Here is a 17817-nt window from a genome sequence, read left to right as displayed (position 1 = left end):
GCAGATGGCGCGCGTCGGATCCCCGCTCCCCAGACGCAACAGATGCCGTCGCCACCGCGCCGGCACCGGCGGGGTCTGTACCAGGTAACGGGCCAGGTCGACGATATTCTTCAAATCATAGCGATCCCCGAGGCGGGACAGCAGATAGCGGATCAATGCTGCAATCTCCGCCTCCGAGATACCTACCGGCCGGCAGATCCGGGTATGCTCCTGCGCATACAGGCTCAAGGGCACGGCCCTGACCCCCTCGAGGATGTCTGCCTCGATGAGAACGCAAGGTTCACCGCCCTCAGTGGATACGCCGAGGCTATCACCAATGTAGAGACAGGCATGGGACCAGGTCGACTGGCTCAGGTACTTGATGGCCGCGCCAAAACGGCTGGTCCCCTCCACCAGCAGCACATCGCCTTTACGCAGCGTCGAGGCCAGCACATCCGGGCTTAGTGTCGGCCGATTGATATCGCGGGGATGAGGCTTGGAAAGATAGCCGGCCAGCAAACGGCCCAGTCGTTCAAGCATTGCCATCTCCCACCTCCCCCCGGCCTGTGACCAGGTGATAGTGCGTGCCACCCTTGCTAATCAGTATAATCAGCCGCTTGCCCTGCAGAGCACTGGCAGGCAAGGAATCAAAGCGATAGTCTCAAAACCGGATCACCCGCACACAGGAGCAGCCCTTGACCGCTTGCCTGACCACGACACGCCTCAACCTGCGCCGGTTGGAGCTGGCGTTTCTGCACAGCTGCCTGACGGCCAACTACCCGCAGGCGCAGCAATGGCTGGGCGCCGAGCTGCCGGCGCCGTGGCTCGCTCAGTGGCAACTGATGGCGCTACGACACAAGGATATGGTGCTGGACCCCGACTACCGCCCCTGGGGATTGCGCGCCATCTGTCATGGTGACAGTGGCCAGATGATAGGTCATATCGGCTTTCACACCGCCCCTAATCCCGACTACCTGCAGCAACTGGGAGTCAGGAACGGTATCGAACTGGGATATGAGATCTATCCGCAATGGCGGCGGCAGGGCTATGCCGGCGAGGCACTGGACGCCATGCTGTCACTGGCTGCACAGCAAGGGGTCGCAACGGCCATTCTCTCCATCAGCCCCGATAACCTTGCCTCAACTGCCTTGGCCCGGCGGCGTGGCTTTATTCACTTCACCGAACATCAGGATCCTGAGGATGGTCTGGAGTGGGTCTATCAGCTGCCGCTGACGGCACTGGGGTAATCTCTGCCGCCTGGCAAGGGGCATGCAGATGACTGCGCGCGGCATCCACCGCGCCGAGCAGCGCCAGCGCGCGGCGTCCAATCAGCATCGGATAGCTCATCCCGGAGCGGTCACGCAGCGAAAATTCGGTATTGATTTCCTGATCGGCGACACAGATTTGCAGGCGTATCACAGGGCGGCGATCCACCACTGACGGGCATTGGGCACTTGCCGCACTGCGGATCCGCACCCAGCGCTCGACCGGGCGTTCGATACGCTGCGTCACCCGATGGCCATCACGGCTGGCCTGCAGATCAAAGGCGACCCACTCTTCACCATCCCGCTCGAACAGGCTCAGCCGGTCGGCATCCAGCGACGAGGTCTCGGCGCCGGTATCCAGCTTGGCCTCCAACCATAATGCCGAAGGCTGCAGCAGAACAGTCTCGGCCCACCCCAGGATCTCCGGCGTGCCGCCCGGAGCCGGCGCCGTCTCCGGTTGTGACCAGGCTTCAGCCTGGCACAGCAGGCTCCCCAACAGGATCAACAGGGTGGAAAACGGCTTCATCGCGGCTCCTCAGCACGAGTGGCGGGCGGTAGTCGTTTACAGAAATAGCGCGGCTCATCGGCAAATCCGCACTGCTCGTAAAAGGCATGGGCTCCGCTACGGCGCGTATGGCAATGCAGTTCGATACGGTCGCAACCTCGGCCCGACGCGGCCTGCTCGACCTGCTGTAGCAACTGTCGCCCGATCCCCAGGCCCTGCGCGCAGGCATCAATGCACAGGTAGCTGATGCGCGCAAAATCACCGGCCAACGGCAATTGGGGTATGAAGTGAACGCTGATCACACCGACCAGGCGTGGCCCCTGCAACGCGACCCAGTGGGCGGCATCCGGGTGATCCAGCAGTTGGGCCAGACGCCGAGCCAACAACGCTTCCGCCACGGGATAACCCAGCTGGGCCATCAAGTCGCACACTGGTGCAACGTCTGTCATTGTGGCTTGACGAATCAGGATCTCTGACATGTTTGCTCCCATTCAGAACGCGATAGGCGATAAATGGCGTGATCGACCAGGCCATGATCCAGCTGCTCGGCTGCGGCCACCTGCACATGCAGGCGCATGCCCAGCCGCTCGCAGACAGCTCGGCTGGCCAGATTGCCGGTTGCGGCGGCAATCTGCATCTGTTGTAGCCCCAAGGTAATGAAGCCATACGCACATAGCCAGCGACAACAACCGGTGATAACCCCTTTGCCGCGCCACGGCGGAGCCAGCCAGTATCCCAGCTCACCACGCGCCAGCCGGCGTGACCATTTGTTGAAACCGCAAACCCCGATCACCTGGCCATCCATCTCGATGGCAAATTGCATGGCCTGGCGTTGTGCCAGTAACAACAGCATCTGGGCAATGTACGCTTCGGTGTCCGCCAGTTGGCGCACCTTGTTTGGCCATGGCAACCAGCGCGCCAGATCGGAGCGGTACTCCTCGGTCAGCGCAAACAGTGCCGGCGCGAGCTCGCGGCGCAGCGGGACCAAATCCAGACCGGGTGCCACACAGTGGCGTAGCGCTTCATCCATCATGGCGGGGCGCCTTGCGCCCGGTTTTGATGTCGGCTCGCCGCTGCTTGTCGACCAGACGCCGGCGCTTGGATGCCAGGGTCGGACGCGTGGCGATCCGGGTCACCGGGACCTGTGAGGCCTGCAGCAATATCGCCTGCAAACGGGCCAGAGCATCCTGCCGGTTTTGTTCCTGGGTGCGGTATTGCTGGGCTTTAATCACCAGCACACCGTCGCGGGTCAAGCGCTGATCCCCGGAGGCCAGCAAGCGCTGCTTGCACCCTTCGGGCAACGATGACGACGCCACCGCAAAGCGCAGATGAATGGCAGACGACACTTTATTCACGTTCTGCCCACCAGCGCCTTGCGCCCGCATCGCCGTCATCTCAATCTCTGTCAACGGGATGGCCAGACGGGAAGAGATCTGCAACCAGGGCGTGGCGGTCGTGAGGTTGTCAGCCATTCCGCACCTCGGCATACGCAGCGTGGCGCATCACAACAAAAACCGCCGGCCCTGCAAGCACTGGCGACAGGCAGGAGCGCCATTCAGGCTGCCCAGCAGCTCCTGCGGCACGCGGCGCCCACAACAGGCACACTCGCGGAACGATTTGATGCGCATAGCGATAGTGTCATTGACCAGACGCTGCAGTTGCTCCAGCGAGCCTCCCGCCAGCTCGACGCGGCCTTGCGGTACCGGTTTATGCCGTGACACGCTGCTCATGGCCGACTCCTGCATGGGCAGCAACACGTCGGCCCCTGTCTGGTCAAAGCTGATGATCACCTTCAGCGGCACGCCGGCAAACAGCGTCAGCTCTCCGGTGATCGGTGGCGGCAAGGTACGCAACAGCGCCTCACGCCAGCATTCCAGATCCAGTGGCAAAGGTAGGTTCAGTGGCAACAGTTCCGTCAGGCGGGACTTGCTCATCTGTAATTGGCATCCAGTAAAAACAAAGGCGGCCCATCATAACTGATGGGCCGCCATATCTTCCAGCCTCAAAGGTGTCTGTGAGCCGGCTGTTTAACTACGGCTTAGGTAATCAGCCTGACCGATCCACTTGTAACTGGTCAGTTCCTCGAGTCCCATTGGACCACGGGCATGCAGTTTCTGTGTCGACACCGCCACCTCGGCACCGAGCCCGAACTGTCCACCATCGGTGAATCGGGTTGAGGCATTGACGTAGACCGCCGCCGAACCCGCACCATTGATGAAGCGCTCGGCATTGGCCAGATCATTGGTCAGAATGGCATCCGAGTGACAGGCATTATGCTGGCGCAGATGCGCCAGTGCCGCATCAACGTCACTCACCAGTTTGACGCCCAGCGTCAATGAGAGCCACTCGGTGTCGAAATCGTCGGCCCCGGCCAGGCGCAACTCCGAGGCGCCGGCCGCCTGCAACAGGGAAAAGGCCCGTTCCTCGGCCACCAATGCCACCTGACGGCTGTTCATGCGAGCCACCAGGGCTGGCAGGAACTCATCGGCAATCGCCTCGTGCACCAGCAGGGTATCCAGGGCATTGCACGCCGAAGGGCGCTGCACTTTGGCGTTATCGATGACGTCAACAGCCCGTCGCAAATCGGCACTGACATCGACAAACAGGTGGCTGACACCAAAGCCGCCGATGATGACCGGAATCGTGCTCTGCTCCTTGCACAGCTTATGCAGATTGGCACCACCGCGCGGGATGATCATGTCCACATACTCATCCAGGCGCAGCAATTCGGACACCAGTTCCCGGTCCGGCCGTTCGATATACTGTACCGATGCCGCCGGCAAACCGGCCTTGGCCAGCGCGCGCTGAATCACCTTGACCAACGCCATGTTGGAATGGAACGTCTCGCGCCCACCTCGCAATATGCTGGCATTGCCAGTCTTCAGGCACAGGGCGGCAATGTCGATGGTGACATTGGGTCTGGCCTCATAGATAACGCCGATGACGCCGATGGGCACCCGGCGCCGGGAGAGGCGCAAACCATTCTCCAGCACCCGCGAGTCCAGCTCGCTGCCGACCGGATCATCCAGGCTGACCACTTTGCGTACATCGGCTGCCATGCCCGCCAGTCGGGATGGATTGAGCAGCAACCGATCCAGCATGGCCTCAGACAAACCGGCAGCGCGGGCTGCAGCGATGTCTTCGGCATTGGCAGCCAGGATCTCCTGTTCGTTGATCTCCAGCTCGTCGGCCATCGCCAGCAACGCCAGGTTTTTTTGTCGGGTCGGCGCCACCGCCAGCTCATAGGCGGCATCGCGTGCCGCTTTGCCCATGGCTTTCAATGTCATTGCGTATCTCCTTTCAATAGCACCAGGTCATCTCTGTGGATGGCCACCGGACCATATCCATAGCCGAGACAGGATTCGATTTCATCGGAGTGCTTGCCGGCGATCCGTTGCAAATCGGTGGCATTGTAGCGGCAAATCCCGCGCGCCAGCTCCTTGCCTTGTGACGACAGCACGCGCACCACATCACCGCGCTCAAACGTACCACACACCTGACTGATCCCTTTGGGCAGCAGGCTGGATCCTTTGGACTGCACCGCGCGTGCCGCACCGTCGTCGACCACCAGTTCACCATGCGGTGGAGGTCCGGCCAGGATCCAGCTCTTGCGACTCTCAAGCGGATTGGCCTGAGCAGTGAAACGGGTACCGATACGCTCGCCGTGGGCCAGACGACCGATCAGTTCCGGGGTCTTGCCGCTGGCGATCACCACCTCAATACCGGAGCGTGTGGCCACATCCGCCGCTTGCAACTTGGTTGCCATGCCACCAGTGCCGAGTCCGCTGACGCTGTCACCGGCCAGAGCACGCAGTTCATCGGTGATTTCATGCACTTCCTCGATCAAGCGTGCATCGGGATTGGATCGCGGGTCAGCGGTGAACAGGCCTTGCTGGTCGGTCAGCAGAATCAACAAATCGGCATCGGCCAGGATGGCCGCTCGCGCCGACAGATTATCGTTGTCCCCGACCTTGATTTCGGTGGTCGCCACGGCGTCATTCTCGTTAATCACCGGAATGATGCGATGGGACAACAACGCATTGAGGGTGTCGCGGGCATTCAGATAGCGTTCGCGATCCTCGAGATCCGCGCGGGTCAACAGCATCTGGCCGACGTGCAGCTGATAGATATCGAACAGACGTTGCCAGATCTGGATCAGGTGGCTCTGACCCACAGCCGCCAGCATCTGTTTGTTCGGCATGGTGGGGGCCAGTGCCGGATGACCCAGCAGCTCGCGTCCGGCGGCAATCGCACCGGACGTGACCACCACCACGTGGTGCCCCTCACGATGCAACTGGGCCAGCTGGCGCACCAGTTCGACCATGTGCGCCCGGTCGATGCGCCGGGTACCGCCGGTCAGAATGCTGGTACCCAGCTTCACAACAAGGGTTTTCTTTTCCATAAGAAGAAGGCTCTACGCAGAGAAGGCCTTCTTTATACCGATGGGACCGCCCCCCTGCAACGGGATTTGCATCCTCTTCCCGCCACAGAGCGCTCTTACACCAGGGATGAAGCGGGATCGGCCGGCATCAAATCTCCGACCATCGCCATCTCCCAACGCGCCAGCCGTTGCTGCAATTCATGCACAAAACGCTGGCGGCTGTGTATCACGCTCTCCTGCTCCGCGACACCGGGTTGACGATTGGTCCAGATGCCCTCTTTATTGAACAGGCCGATTTCACTCTGACAGCTGAAACCACCTTCGCAGCTCTCGAGCACCAGCCACCAGCCCCAGAATTCGCGACGCTCCGGCGCCGCATTCAGGTTCAGGCAAGAGGCCAGACAATCGAAGAAATAACGGCCCGGCTCGCACTGTTCCTGGCGCAGATAAGGACCAAGCGTCATGAACTCCTTGATGAGCTGACGGTGAGGCATGAGTGGGGACATAGGGTTCCTCCTTGACGAAATTGCGGCAATCGGACGCCAAACGAACCCTTACTGTAGTCGCTAAATATTGAAATGAAGTTTCAGCCAGTCACAAGTTTCACGTAATGCGCGATCAAACACCTGCATAACCGGTAATTTATCCAGCACCAGCGCCTTACCATAATGGCTGGACGAAGCCAGGGTGCGGATATCCGACTCCGGGCAGATGAAGTCCCGTTTGTGACCAATGCTCAGAATCGGCACCCGGGTCTTGGTCACGCCGACCAGCCCCTGCCGCTTCAACGAGAAAATCTGGCACTGCGGTTGTAACAACGCCCAATCTTTTGCATCCGCGCCGAGTCGGTTCGCCAGCGACGCCCGGAGCATCGGCGGCGCCTGATTGAACAGCGGCGACTCCACAAAAAACTGGTTCAAACCTGGACCGATACAGGCGATCGCCTTCAGATGCATCGGTTCCAGGTAGGCCAAACGCGCCGCCACGTTCCCGCCCAGACGCACGCCGACCATACCGATGCGCTGGTTGTCGACCCAGGGCACCTCATCCCGCAGGTAGTGCAAGGCCGCCTGATGCAGGCGGCTGGTATCCTGCACCAGCGGAAACTGGCTGGAATGGCCAATCCCGGGCATATCCAGCGTCAACATGCCAATGCCATTGGGGGCCAGATACTGCTCGTAAAAACGGTAAAAATCGATCTGCAGGCTATCGATGCTGCCGCTGACCATCACCACGGGCACCGTATGTTCATCACTGGGCAGGTGCAGATAGCCGCAGATCTCCTTGTCGCGGAAGGGTATCTTCAATTCCCGCAACGCCACCGGCATCAGACGTCCGGCATCGCGATAGGCCAGATTGCCCTGCACCTGTGCCTGCTCGGCCAACTCATCGCCCTTGAGATGGGGGTAGCTGGCCAATGAGTAATAGCGGGCGGCCAACAGATATGCATTGCGGGCAGCATCCGGCATCTGCGCCTCTTCCAGATCGCGCCCCTTCTTCAGGTATTCGCCGGCGAGCTGGCTGAATTCGTAGATCCAGTTGCCCGGGGCGTAGCCCTTGAGGGTGTCCAGCTTGTCCGGGTGACTCCGCTCCCCCTCGCCGGTCGCGATCCGTGACAGAACCTCTTCCAGCTCGATCGGATCGGCCCCCTGCCAGATCCAGTATGTCCTGCGCAGCACCCGATACCAGGCATTCGAGCAGACGCCCTCGATCAACACCTGTTCACCACAGGGCTCATCCATCGTCTCGGCCGAATTGGAGATGGTCGACGTCTCCTGGATTTTGCGTACCTTGCTGAAGAGTCTTTCGCTGAGATTCTCGGAAACCTGGTCCTGCATCGTGATTACCCTGATTAACGCTACTGGTATTAAGGTAAGTCATCGGAATGACAAAAGAAAAGGCTCCCGCAGGAGCCTTGCTTGAGATTGTGCGATTTTATTCGGCGCTGTCGTCGTCACACAGCGGCGGAACAAAGGACAACGCCATATCCCAGGGTTGTTCGATCCAGGTATCCTGCGGAATGCTGACTTCGAAGTCATCGACCAACGGCTCACCCTTCGGCTTGGCGAAAATGGTGATCAGCTTGGCCTTCGGATACAGCTGGCGAATCACCTTGGCGGTGTTGCCGCTGTCGACCAGATCGTCGACCACCAGGAATCCTTCACCGTCACCTTCCACCTTCTTCAGTACATGCAGGTCACGCTGATTGTCATGGTCATAGCTGGAGATGCAGATGGTATCCACAAAGCGGATACCCAATTCACGGGCCATCAGGGCCGCCGGAACCAGACCACCACGACTGACGGCGATGATACCTTTCCATTGGGAGGCCGGCAGTTGGCGACGCGCCAGACGACGGGCTTCACGCTGCAGATTGTCCCAGGAGACATAGAATTTTTTGCTACTCATCGAAGATTCAACCATTTCAAATTAAACAAGGGACCCGTGCCGGCCACAGTGGCGCTTACCGGCTTTGCTCCTTGGGCATCCTCGCCCTGCCGAAACCGGTAGAATCCGGCCTTCGGTGGAGTCACAGCAACCCGGGCTGTATCTGCTCTCCCGCATGGCGGTGCATATTACCGCCGTTATCAACCAATTGCGATGCTAACCTGTCGCCGGAGCGATGATCAGGCCCACTCGCGGTTGACTGCCGAAGTATGCAAAAGCCGCCCTTACGGGCGGCTTGAATAATCCGTCGAGCCCGGGGATCAGGCGCCGGAGAAGACCATGTGCGCCAGGAACAGCACAGCCAGAACCCAGACGCTGACGCTGACATCCTTATAACGACCGCTCAGCAGCTTGATGGCGGCATAGGCGATGAAGCCCAGCTCGATACCGTGAGCGATGGAATAGGAGAGCGGCATCATCAGGGTGACGACCGCGACCGGAGCCGCCTCAGTCAGATCATCCCAATCGACCTTGGCCAGCGAGGACATCATCAGGATGGCAACGTAGAACAGGGCACCGGCGGTGGCATAAGCCGGAACCATGCCGGCCAGCGGAGACAGGAACAGCGCCAGCAGGAACAGGAAACCGACGGTGACCGCCGTCATGCCGGTGCGTCCACCAGCGGCCACACCGGATGCGCTCTCGATGTAACTGGTGGTGGAGGAGGTGCCCAGCACGGCGCCCGCAACCGTAGACACGGCATCGGACATCAGTGCCTTGCCCAGACGCGGCAGACGGCCCTGCTTGTCCAGCATGCCGGCCTTGTCGGCAACAGCAATCAGGGTGCCGGAGGTATCAAACAGGATCACAAACAGGAACGCGAAAACCACTGACAGCATGGCGAAGTTGAACGCCCCTTCTGCTGTGGTAAAACCACCGGTCAGATCCAGCTGCATGAAGGTCGGAGCCAGGCTCGGCGGCATGGACATGATGCCGTTGAACTTGACGTCACCCAGAGCCAGCCCCAACGCCGTGATGATCAGGATGGAGTACAGGACGGCACCCTTCACGTTCTTGTGTGACATGGCGATGATCAGGAAGAAACCCAGCACCGCCAACGCCGGTTGCAGCTGGGTCAGATCGCCCAGACCCACCAGAGTCGCCGGATTGTCTACCACGATACCGGCATTCTTCACCGCGATCAGCGCCAGGAACAGACCGATACCGGCACCGATGCCGATACGCAGGCTGTTTGGAATTGAGTTAACAATCCACTCCCGCACCTTGAACATGCTCAGCAGCAGGAACGCCACGCCGGAGAGGAAAACCGCACCCAGTGCGATTTGCCAGCTGTAGCCCATGCCCATGACCACACCGAAGGTGAAAAAGGCATTCAGACCCATGCCCGGCGCTTGCGCGACCGGATAGTTGGCATACAGGCCCATGATGAAGCAACCAAACGCAGCAGCCAGACAGGTGGCCACAAACACGGCGCCCTGATCCATGCCGGTTTGCGACAGTATGCTCGGGTTGACAAAAATGATGTAAGCCATGGTCAGGAAGGTGGTCACCCCTGCCAGCAGCTCGGTACGAACACTGGTGTTGTGTTCAGAGAGTTTGAACAGTTTTTCTAACATGGATTCTCAGTTCCTTGGAGAGTCAGTAACAATCCTGAAGCTGCTACAGCAGGCAAAAAGCTGGCCGGAAAATTAAACGTTTGCGACTTCGACACAAACGTTTACCCAGACGGCCATTTGACCTTGGTTAATTCAGGTTTCGAGTGATAAAACCGTGGTTTGTCATGTGATATGCAAAATCCGGGCGCAATTATAAGGAGCGACGCCCCGCTTCGCCAGCCTTTAACCGTGCAGACGTGCACGAAAACGCTGCCAACGTGTCGTCTTCGGTCGGGTTCAAGCACTGTTTGACACCCTTGGTGACAGCAAGGCTGTCATATCGTCTCACTCGGAACCCTGCGTCAACCTCGTCATGCGTCGAGCGATTGCACCAAAGTGGTCACATTGCCCCAACAGCAGGCCCACAACGCAAAATAACTCTGAGATGTGGAAGGGCTGCAGCATAAATACATGGTCTAACCCGACGAGGCTGACATAAGCCGCTGGCTACAGTAGGATGACTGGCATCCGATCCCCGCATCGACATCAGGAGTCTACCGTGACCGCTTTGCAACAACTATCACCCTCGCTGTTATGGTCATTTTTTGACAGCATCTGCTCGATTCCTCACCCCTCCAAGCATGAGGCGGCACTAAGCCAATGGATTCAGCAATGGGCTCGGGACAAGGGCCTGGCGCTGGAGGTCGATAAGGTCGGCAACCTGATTATCCGCAAACCGGCCACACCGGGCATGGAAAACCGCAAGGGCGTGGTACTGCAGGCGCACATCGACATGGTGCCGCAGGCCAATGCCGATACTGCTCATGATTTCACTCGCGACCCAATCCTGCCACGAATTGACGGCGAGTGGGTCAAGGCCACCGGCACCACGCTGGGTGCGGACAATGGCATCGGCGCCGCCGCCTGCCTGGCGGTGTTGGCCGATGACAGCCTGCAACACGGTCCGATTGAAGTGTTGCTGACCATTGATGAAGAAGCCGGCATGACGGGCGCCTTCGGCCTGGAGCCCGGACTGCTGCAGGGCGAAATCCTGCTGAATACCGACTCCGAACAGGACGGGGAAGTCTACATGGGGTGCGCCGGGGGCATTGATGCCAACATCCACTTCGATTTCCAAGCCGAAGCGGTGCCCGCCGGCTGGCACGCCTTCGCGCTGCAGGTCAAAGGACTGCGCGGCGGCCACTCCGGTGTCAACATCCATCAGGATCGGGGTAACGCCAACAAGTTGCTGGCCCGTCTGCTGCTGGCGCTGCAGGAGCAGGCCGAGTTGCGTCTGAGCCACATTGCAGGCGGCACGCTGCGCAATGCCATTCCCCGCGAGGCCAACGCCGTACTGCTGGTACCGGCGGATCAGTGCGCGGCCGTGCAACAGCGTCTGCAGAGCCATGCCGCGGCATTGCAACAGGAACTCAAGGAGGTCGAAGCCCAGTTGCAGATCAGCCTGCAACCGTGCGCAGTGCCGACTCAGGTTCTCGACAGCGATACCCAGCAACGCTTGCTGGCGGCGCTGGTCGCCTGCCCGAACGGCGTGATCCGCATGAGCCAGGCCATCGCCGGCGTAGTGGAAACCTCGACCAACCTGGGCGTGATCAAGACCGAGGGCTCTCAGGTCTTTGTGCAGTGCCTGATCCGCTCGCTGACCGAAGAAGGGCGTCGTTATGTCGAACAGATGACCCGTTCCCTGTTTGCGCTGGCCGGGGCGCGCTGCGAGCTGAGCGGTGGTTATCCTGGCTGGGCACCGGATCCGGCCTCGCCGATCATGCAACAGCTGCGGGACACCCATCAGGCGCTGTTTGGCGAATTGCCGAAGATCATGGTGATCCACGCCGGTCTGGAGTGCGGCCTGTTCAAGGCCTCCTACCCACACTGGGACATGGTCTCCTTTGGCCCGACCATTCAGGGGGCCCACTCCCCGGACGAACGGGTGCATATTCCGGCCGTAGCCCGCTTCTGGACCCTGCTGACCACCTTGCTGGCCAACATCCCAACCAAGGCGTAACGGCCGTAACACACAGAGGGAAGCTGCGGCTTCCCTTTTTTATGCACGGGCCTATGCACGAGTCTGCGCCGCGGACCAGGAATGGCGGATGTCGGCGGACTTTTCAGAGCGTACGCAGTGGAGTAGAGTGTCGAACGTTTCTGGCAGGCGGCGTGTAACGATGAAAAACCTGTGGCCCATCTTGATCATTTTTGCATTGCTGATCCCCTTCAGCCCGGTGGGTCATGTCCTGTTGCAACAGGGCGAGCAACAGCTCTGCGATTGGCAGACGCAGGTGGCGCAGCGTTGGCAACACTCCGCTGACTGGTGGCAAACGGCCTGGCCGCAGTGGCTGGCTGCCGTCGAACACCGCCAGATGCAAACCCACGCCTGGGGTGCCAGCCAGGCCGAGCGCCTCGGCCAGGGTGTCGATTCCGCCACCGCGGCGACCGAAACGGCGTTGAGCGACGCAGGTGCGCAGATCAGTCAGATGTTCACCACCAGCCTCGGCACACTGCAGCAGCATTGGCATGCCGGGGTGGAGAGCAGCAAGTCGCTGCTGGGTATCGCCACCGCAGCACCGCCGGACGATCCGAGTGTCGAGGGTGACCGCGCCCAGCCACTGGCATCGCCCCCCGCCCCCTGAGCATGCTCAGAGGTTGAGGCTCAGTTGCGGGTTCGCCTCGTCACTGACCCCCGGTAATCCCACCGAGATACCGACCAGACGGACAGCCCGTCCTTCGCCCCGCAGCCAGGCCTCTTGCAGCAGTCGTGGCCACAACTCCGGATGCCAGCCGCTGACGCTGCGTTCCACCGTCGTCTGCTGAAAATCGGCAAACTTCAACTTCACCCCCTGCCGCACCAGCGACGCCAGCGGGCAGTGGCGCTGTACCCGGCGCAGCAGATCCGGCAACAGCTGCTGCATGACCGACGCGGCCTGTGGCAACTGCTGCAGATCCACTGCCAGCGTGGTCTCCACACCGACGCTCTTGCGGATACGGCTCGACTCCACGGGCCGATCATCAAGCCCCTGGCTGCGCTGCAGCAGCATCTGTCCGGTCTTGCCGAACTGACGCACCAGCTCGTAAGGGGAAAAAGCCTGCACATCGGCACAGGTCTGCAGCCCGACAGCCGCCAGACGCTCGGCACTCTTCTCGCCAATGCCGGGGATCTTGCGCAGTGGCAGGGTGGCGACGAACGCTGCCACCCGCTCCGGCGGCAGCACAAACAGGCCATCGGGTTTATTCAAATCGGAGGCAATCTTGGCCAGAAACTTGTTTGGCGCCACCCCGGCCGACGCAGTCAGCCCCAGCTCGCGATGAATATCGGCACGGATGGCTTCGGCAATGCGGGTGGCGCTGCCCTGACACCAGGGCACATCGCTGACATCCAGATAGGCCTCATCCAGCGATAACGGCTCAATACAGTCACTGTAGCGTTCGAGGATTTCCCGCAACTGGGCCGACACCTGCTGATAAAGCGCCATGCGCCCGGGGAGCAGGGTCAGGTGCGGGCACAAGCGCAGCGCCGTGGCGGTCGCCATCGCCGAGCGCACCCCGAAACGCCGGGCCACATAGTTGCAGGTCGAGATCACCCCCCGTCGCTCGCGACTGCCACCAATGGCCAGCGGCACCTCGCGCAGAGCCGGGTTATCACGCATCTCGACTGCCGCAAAAAAGCAGTCCATGTCGACATGGATAATCTTGCGCATAACAACTGTATAAAAAAACAGGATGGCGTTACTTTAATCCACTCCACGCCTGCCGCCAAGTCCCGATCGCGATTCAACCCGGCGGATAGACCGCAGCGGAGGATGTATCCTTTGTCGAATGGCGCCATAGTCACACCGAGTTACTGCCGACAGGATCATCATTATGTCTGTGAAGTTCGGAGTTTCGCTGCAAGCCTGGCACCAGCCGGTGTCACCCTTTATCACCCTGACCGCCAAAGGCCCGCTGATTACGCTCTGGCTGCTGGCGCGCGACTGGCCGGAACAGGTGCTGTTACGCACCGAGCCGGATAACGAGGAGCGGCTGGTGAGCATGACGCTGGCCGCTGAATGGGGCGAGCGCCGCCTGTATCAGGCACATCTGCCGCTGCACCACACCTCGCCCCGCCAGCGCTATGCCTTCAAACTGTTATGGCCACAGCAGCAGTACTGGCTGTCGCCACTCGGCTTGAGCCGGACACCGCCGGAGCGGTTGCGCCAGTATCTGCTGGAAGTCCCGGACAGCCATCCGAACTGGGTGCCGGATCAGGTGTTCTATCAGATCTTCCCCGACCGCTTTGCGCCAGGTCAGGGCGAGCATCTGGTGCGTGACGCCGAGTACCAGCACCATGCGCGACGGCGTCGGGTTAGCCGCCGGCAATGGGAACAGCCTCTGGAGTCGGTTGCCGCCAGCTCCACCTTCTACGGTGGCGATCTGGATGCCATCCGCGGCAAGCTCGACTACCTGCAGGGATTGGGGGTGACAGCGCTCTACCTCAATCCGATCTTTACCGCGCCGAGCGTGCACAAATATGACACCAGCGACTACTACCATGTCGATCCCCATCTGGGCGGTGATGAAGCCCTGATTCGGTTGCGGCAGGCCAGCCGGGAACGTGGCATGCGCCTGGTGCTTGACGGCGTCTTCAATCATACCGGCGACAGCCACCCCTGGTTCGACCGCTATGCCCAGGCCGGGATCCCGGGCGCGGCCCAGAGTGAGGACTCCCCATACCGGCACTGGTACAGCTTTCAGGGCGAACAGGCGATCGGCTGGTTGGGCCATGCCGATCTGCCTAAGCTCAACTACGCCTGTGCCGAGGTGTGCAACCAGATCTATCGCCATCCCAACAGTGTGGTGCGTTACTGGTTACGTGAACCCTATGCCATCGATGGCTGGCGTCTGGATGTGGTGCACATGCTGGGAGAGGACGGTTCGGCGAAAAATAACCTGCAGCATCTGGCGGGTATCCGCCAGGCGGCTCGCGAGGAGAATCCGCACGCCTACCTGCTCGGTGAACATTTCGGTGATGCCCGCGAGTGGCTGCAAGCCGGCGTCGAAGACGGCGCCATGAACTACATGGGCTTCAACTTGCCGGTGCGCGCCTTCCTGGCCCAGCAGGATGTGGCCTACCAGCCGATTCACTTGGATTCCGCCGAGTGTGCTGCCTGGCTGGAACAGTACCGCGCCGGCCTCAGTCATACCACCCAGCTCTGCCAGTTCAACCAGCTCGACAGCCACGACACCGCCCGGTTGTTCACGCTGCTGCATGAATCCGTGCCCCATATGAAGCTGGCACTCGGCTGGTTGTTCAGCTGGATTGGCGTGCCCTGTCTGTTCTACGGCGATGAAATCGGCCTGCCCGGCGCCAACGATCCATTCTGCCGCGCGCCCTTCCCCTGGGAGCAGACACGCTGGCAAGGAGAACTGCTGGCGCACACCCAGCAGCTGGCGCGGATCCGGCATGACTCCGCCGCCCTGCGCCGCGGGGCGCTGCAACTGCTGCACGCCGAGGGCGAAAGCCTGATCTTTCTGCGCTTGCTGGAGCAGGAGCGAGTACTGGTCGCCATCCAGCGAACGGGTTCGAGCCAGCTGCGCCTCGATTCCCCACTGCTGGCCTGCCGCGAATGGCAACGCCTGATTGGCCACGGCGAGCTGAGCGCCGCCGGCAGCGAACTGACCCTGGCCTTGCCGGACTGCAGCCTGACGCTGTTTCGCGGCTTCAGTGACTAAATCCGCACAAAAAATCACCACCCAGGTCCGGAATCCAAACCGGACCTGAACCAGAGCCGCAAGCGACTGGTCAGACCGCCACGCCTGGCCTAGACTGCGCCGCGCATAGTTTATGTGTTCATTCCCTGTTTCAGGTCCGGGTGCGCTCTGTTGCGTTACGAACAGACACATCCGGTTTTTTTTTGGAGAAAATCAGATGCGCATTGTTTTTGGCCTGCTGGCCTGCCTGTTCACACCCTTGACCCTGGCAAGTGATGAAATTCGCTTTGGCTCCACACTGCTGCTGTCGGTTGGCGAAAGCGAAGCCATCGTCAAACCCCTGGTGTGCCGCTATGCCAACCAGTTGCAATTGAAGGTTGAAGAGCAAGAAGCCCACATCGAGGCAATCCGGGTCTACTACAAGGATGGCAGCAGCAAAAACCTCAAGGTCAATCGCACCCTGGGCAAGGATCAGCGCAGCGGCTGGATAAAACTCGAGCGGCGTAAATGCATCAACAAGATCCGCATCGAAGGTTACGCCAAACGCAAGGTGGCAGAAGTCAAAGTCTACGGCCGCCGCGACTAGCGGTTATCCACACAGGCCCGCAGCAGATCTCGCCAGGTCAGAATACCGCTAATCTGGCCATTTTCCAGCACCGGCAGGCAGGAGACCCCCTGTTCGAGCATGAGCCGGGCCGCATCCTGCACCGACAGCTGCGGATTGACGGTCACCGGTTGCCGCGTCATCACCTGATGCACCCGCCGCGCCAGGGTGTCGCGATCACGCTGATTCTCGGCCAGGGAGTCCAGGTAAGGGCTCAGCGCCTTGAACAGATCCTTGTCGCTGAGGATGCCGACCAGCTGCCCCGTCTCATCCACCACCAGCAGGTGATGGAACGGGGCCTGGGAAAACAACTCGCGCACTGTCTCCAGCGCATCATCCATCTCGATGGTGGCTACACGCACCTTCATGATCTCGGCTACCCGCATACCCTGCTCCCGCGCCGTCCTGCCTGTCATCAGTGTAGACAGGAACCGTTGACCGCAACCGTGCGGCCGGACACACAGCATGGCAATTTCCGCATTGTCGCCGCCCATGCTAGGCTGCTCGCAGATTGCCTCCATGCCGGGACGCCACTGTAGCCATGCGATTTCTTCTCCTGCTTCCGCTGACGCTGCTGCTCGGGCTGATGGGCTGCCAGCAGACGCCGTATCACCTCTCCCGCATCTACACGTCGCCCAATCAGGATTCACGGATCCGCTACCTGATCGTGCACTACACCCAGGCGGACGATGCCAGGGCACTGCAACTGCTGACCACGGCGGGGAGCGGCGTCAGCGCGCATTACCTGTTGTCGACGCCGGGGCCGGACGGCAAGCCGACGCTATATGCCCTGCTGCCCGAGTCACAACGCGCCTGGCATGCCGGGCGCAGCAGTTGGCACCACCAGACGGCGATGAACGATCGCAGCCTCGGCATCGAGGTGGTCAACTCCGGCTACCAGCCGGCCGACGCCCGAGGCCCGCTGATGACGCGCTACTGGCCGCCGTTTCCGCAGTCGCAACTCCACGCCCTGGCCAGCCTGCTGCAACAACTGAGCGACCGGTACCATATTCCACCGCAAAACCTGCTCGGTCACAGCGATATTGCTCCGGGGCGCAAGGTGGACCCGGGGCCGGCCTTCCCGTGGCACTACCTGTACCAGCGCTACCGGCTCGGGGCCTGGCCAGAGGAGAATCGGGTCCGGGCGTTGCTGCAACAGGGCCTGCCGGAGCTGGATATCACGGCGTTACAGCACGACCTGGCGCGTTATGGTTATGCCGTACCCGCCAGTGGCGTGCTCGACGACACGACCCGGCAGGTGGTGCAGGCATTCCAGCTGCATTTTCGCCCCAGTCGTTTTGATGGCGAACCTGATGCCGAGACCCGCGCCCGCCTGCAGGCGCTGCTGGAAAAGTACGTCGACTAGCCAAGCCCCTCCG

General features: G+C 60.9%; 19 protein-coding genes and 1 pseudogene. 6 read left to right on the top strand and 14 right to left on the bottom strand.

Going from position 1 to position 17817, the window contains the following annotated elements; all coding sequences use genetic code 11:
* Positions 1-120: 120 nt before the first annotated feature.
* Positions 121-519 (bottom strand): annotated as a pseudogene (locus tag ACFOSS_RS00795) (hypothetical protein); the annotation flags it as partial.
* Between the two features lie 155 nt (positions 520-674).
* Between ACFOSS_RS00795 and ACFOSS_RS00790 the strand changes: the two are divergent.
* Positions 675-1226, top strand: a complete 552-nt coding sequence (locus tag ACFOSS_RS00790; RefSeq protein ID WP_377149918.1) for a GNAT family N-acetyltransferase — start codon at positions 675-677, stop codon at positions 1224-1226.
* On the opposite strand, the gene ACFOSS_RS00785 is transcribed toward ACFOSS_RS00790, so the two are convergent.
* From ACFOSS_RS00785 to ACFOSS_RS00735, 11 genes are all read right to left on the bottom strand, one after another.
* The gene (locus tag ACFOSS_RS00785) at positions 1156-1770 is read right to left on the bottom strand and encodes an ATP-dependent zinc protease family protein (protein ID WP_377149916.1); all 615 of its coding nucleotides are present in this window, start codon (positions 1768-1770) and stop codon (positions 1156-1158) included. The genes ACFOSS_RS00790 and ACFOSS_RS00785 overlap by 71 nt on opposite strands.
* Positions 1767-2228: a GNAT family N-acetyltransferase gene (locus ACFOSS_RS00780; RefSeq protein WP_377149914.1), complete on the bottom strand. Its 462-nt coding sequence runs from the start codon at positions 2226-2228 to the stop codon at positions 1767-1769. The genes ACFOSS_RS00785 and ACFOSS_RS00780 overlap by 4 nt, the downstream gene beginning before the upstream one ends.
* On the bottom strand, positions 2213-2782 hold the full coding sequence (locus ACFOSS_RS00775; RefSeq protein ID WP_377149912.1) for a GNAT family N-acetyltransferase: 570 nt from the start codon (positions 2780-2782) through the stop codon (positions 2213-2215). The genes ACFOSS_RS00780 and ACFOSS_RS00775 overlap by 16 nt, the downstream gene beginning before the upstream one ends.
* Entirely contained in the window at positions 2772-3221 is a 450-nt protein-coding gene (gene arfB / locus ACFOSS_RS00770; RefSeq protein WP_377149910.1) for an alternative ribosome rescue aminoacyl-tRNA hydrolase ArfB, read from the bottom strand. Before arfB ends, ACFOSS_RS00775 begins: the two co-directional genes overlap by 11 nt.
* Positions 3222-3251: 30 nt before the next feature.
* On the bottom strand, positions 3252-3683 hold the full coding sequence (locus tag ACFOSS_RS00765; protein WP_377149908.1) for a hypothetical protein: 432 nt from the start codon (positions 3681-3683) through the stop codon (positions 3252-3254).
* A gap of 93 nt (positions 3684-3776) precedes the next feature.
* The gene (locus ACFOSS_RS00760) at positions 3777-5036 is read right to left on the bottom strand and encodes a glutamate-5-semialdehyde dehydrogenase (protein ID WP_377149906.1); all 1260 of its coding nucleotides are present in this window, start codon (positions 5034-5036) and stop codon (positions 3777-3779) included.
* Positions 5033-6151: a glutamate 5-kinase gene (gene proB, locus ACFOSS_RS00755; RefSeq protein WP_377149904.1), complete on the bottom strand. Its 1119-nt coding sequence runs from the start codon at positions 6149-6151 to the stop codon at positions 5033-5035. Before proB ends, ACFOSS_RS00760 begins: the two co-directional genes overlap by 4 nt.
* Before the next feature lie 95 nt (positions 6152-6246).
* Entirely contained in the window at positions 6247-6636 is a 390-nt protein-coding gene (gene crl / locus ACFOSS_RS00750; protein WP_377149902.1) for a sigma factor-binding protein Crl, read from the bottom strand.
* A 60-nt stretch (positions 6637-6696) separates the two neighbouring features.
* The gene (gene frsA, locus ACFOSS_RS00745) at positions 6697-7968 is read right to left on the bottom strand and encodes an esterase FrsA (RefSeq protein ID WP_377149900.1); all 1272 of its coding nucleotides are present in this window, start codon (positions 7966-7968) and stop codon (positions 6697-6699) included.
* A gap of 97 nt (positions 7969-8065) precedes the next feature.
* Entirely contained in the window at positions 8066-8539 is a 474-nt protein-coding gene (gpt, locus tag ACFOSS_RS00740; RefSeq protein ID WP_377149898.1) for a xanthine phosphoribosyltransferase, read from the bottom strand.
* A 299-nt stretch (positions 8540-8838) separates the two neighbouring features.
* Complete coding sequence (locus ACFOSS_RS00735; RefSeq protein WP_377149896.1) at positions 8839-10155, bottom strand: NCS2 family permease; 1317 nt, start codon at positions 10153-10155, stop codon at positions 8839-8841.
* 538 nt (positions 10156-10693) lie between these two features.
* Between ACFOSS_RS00735 and ACFOSS_RS00730 the strand changes: the two genes are divergently transcribed.
* Both ACFOSS_RS00730 and ACFOSS_RS00725 read left to right on the top strand, forming a co-directional pair.
* Positions 10694-12154: an aminoacyl-histidine dipeptidase gene (locus ACFOSS_RS00730; RefSeq protein WP_377149894.1), complete on the top strand. Its 1461-nt coding sequence runs from the start codon at positions 10694-10696 to the stop codon at positions 12152-12154.
* A gap of 160 nt (positions 12155-12314) precedes the next feature.
* Complete coding sequence (locus ACFOSS_RS00725; protein ID WP_377149892.1) at positions 12315-12779, top strand: hypothetical protein; 465 nt, start codon at positions 12315-12317, stop codon at positions 12777-12779.
* Positions 12780-12785: 6 nt separating this feature from the next.
* Here ACFOSS_RS00725 and dinB read toward each other — a convergent pair whose 3' ends face one another.
* A complete protein-coding gene (dinB, locus tag ACFOSS_RS00720) occupies positions 12786-13844 on the bottom strand; it encodes a DNA polymerase IV (protein ID WP_377149890.1) in 1059 nt (352 codons plus the stop codon).
* Positions 13845-14007: 163 nt separating this feature from the next.
* On the opposite strand from dinB, the gene malZ reads away from it, so the two are divergent.
* Together malZ and ACFOSS_RS00710 are read left to right on the top strand one after the other, a co-directional pair.
* Entirely contained in the window at positions 14008-15855 is a 1848-nt protein-coding gene (gene malZ, locus ACFOSS_RS00715; RefSeq protein ID WP_377149888.1) for a maltodextrin glucosidase, read from the top strand.
* Positions 15856-16051: 196 nt separating this feature from the next.
* Positions 16052-16420, top strand: coding sequence for a DUF2541 family protein (locus ACFOSS_RS00710; RefSeq protein WP_377149886.1), 369 nt, complete (start codon positions 16052-16054; stop codon positions 16418-16420).
* Here the strand turns inward: ACFOSS_RS00710 and ACFOSS_RS00705 are convergent.
* The gene (locus ACFOSS_RS00705; RefSeq protein WP_377149884.1) at positions 16417-16824 is read right to left on the bottom strand and encodes a CBS domain-containing protein; all 408 of its coding nucleotides are present in this window, start codon (positions 16822-16824) and stop codon (positions 16417-16419) included. The genes ACFOSS_RS00710 and ACFOSS_RS00705 overlap by 4 nt on opposite strands.
* A 155-nt stretch (positions 16825-16979) precedes the next feature.
* Here ACFOSS_RS00705 and ACFOSS_RS00700 point away from each other — a divergent pair, with 155 nt between their 5' ends.
* On the top strand, positions 16980-17804 hold the full coding sequence (locus ACFOSS_RS00700) for an N-acetylmuramoyl-L-alanine amidase (RefSeq protein WP_377149882.1): 825 nt from the start codon (positions 16980-16982) through the stop codon (positions 17802-17804).
* Positions 17805-17817: the final 13 nt, after the last annotated feature.

Origin of the sequence: Pseudaeromonas sharmana (assembly GCF_042649925.1) — a bacterium.
Taxonomy (GTDB): Bacteria; Pseudomonadota; Gammaproteobacteria; order Enterobacterales; family Aeromonadaceae; genus Pseudaeromonas; species Pseudaeromonas sharmana.
This window is presented reverse-complemented; position numbering and strand designations above follow the sequence as displayed.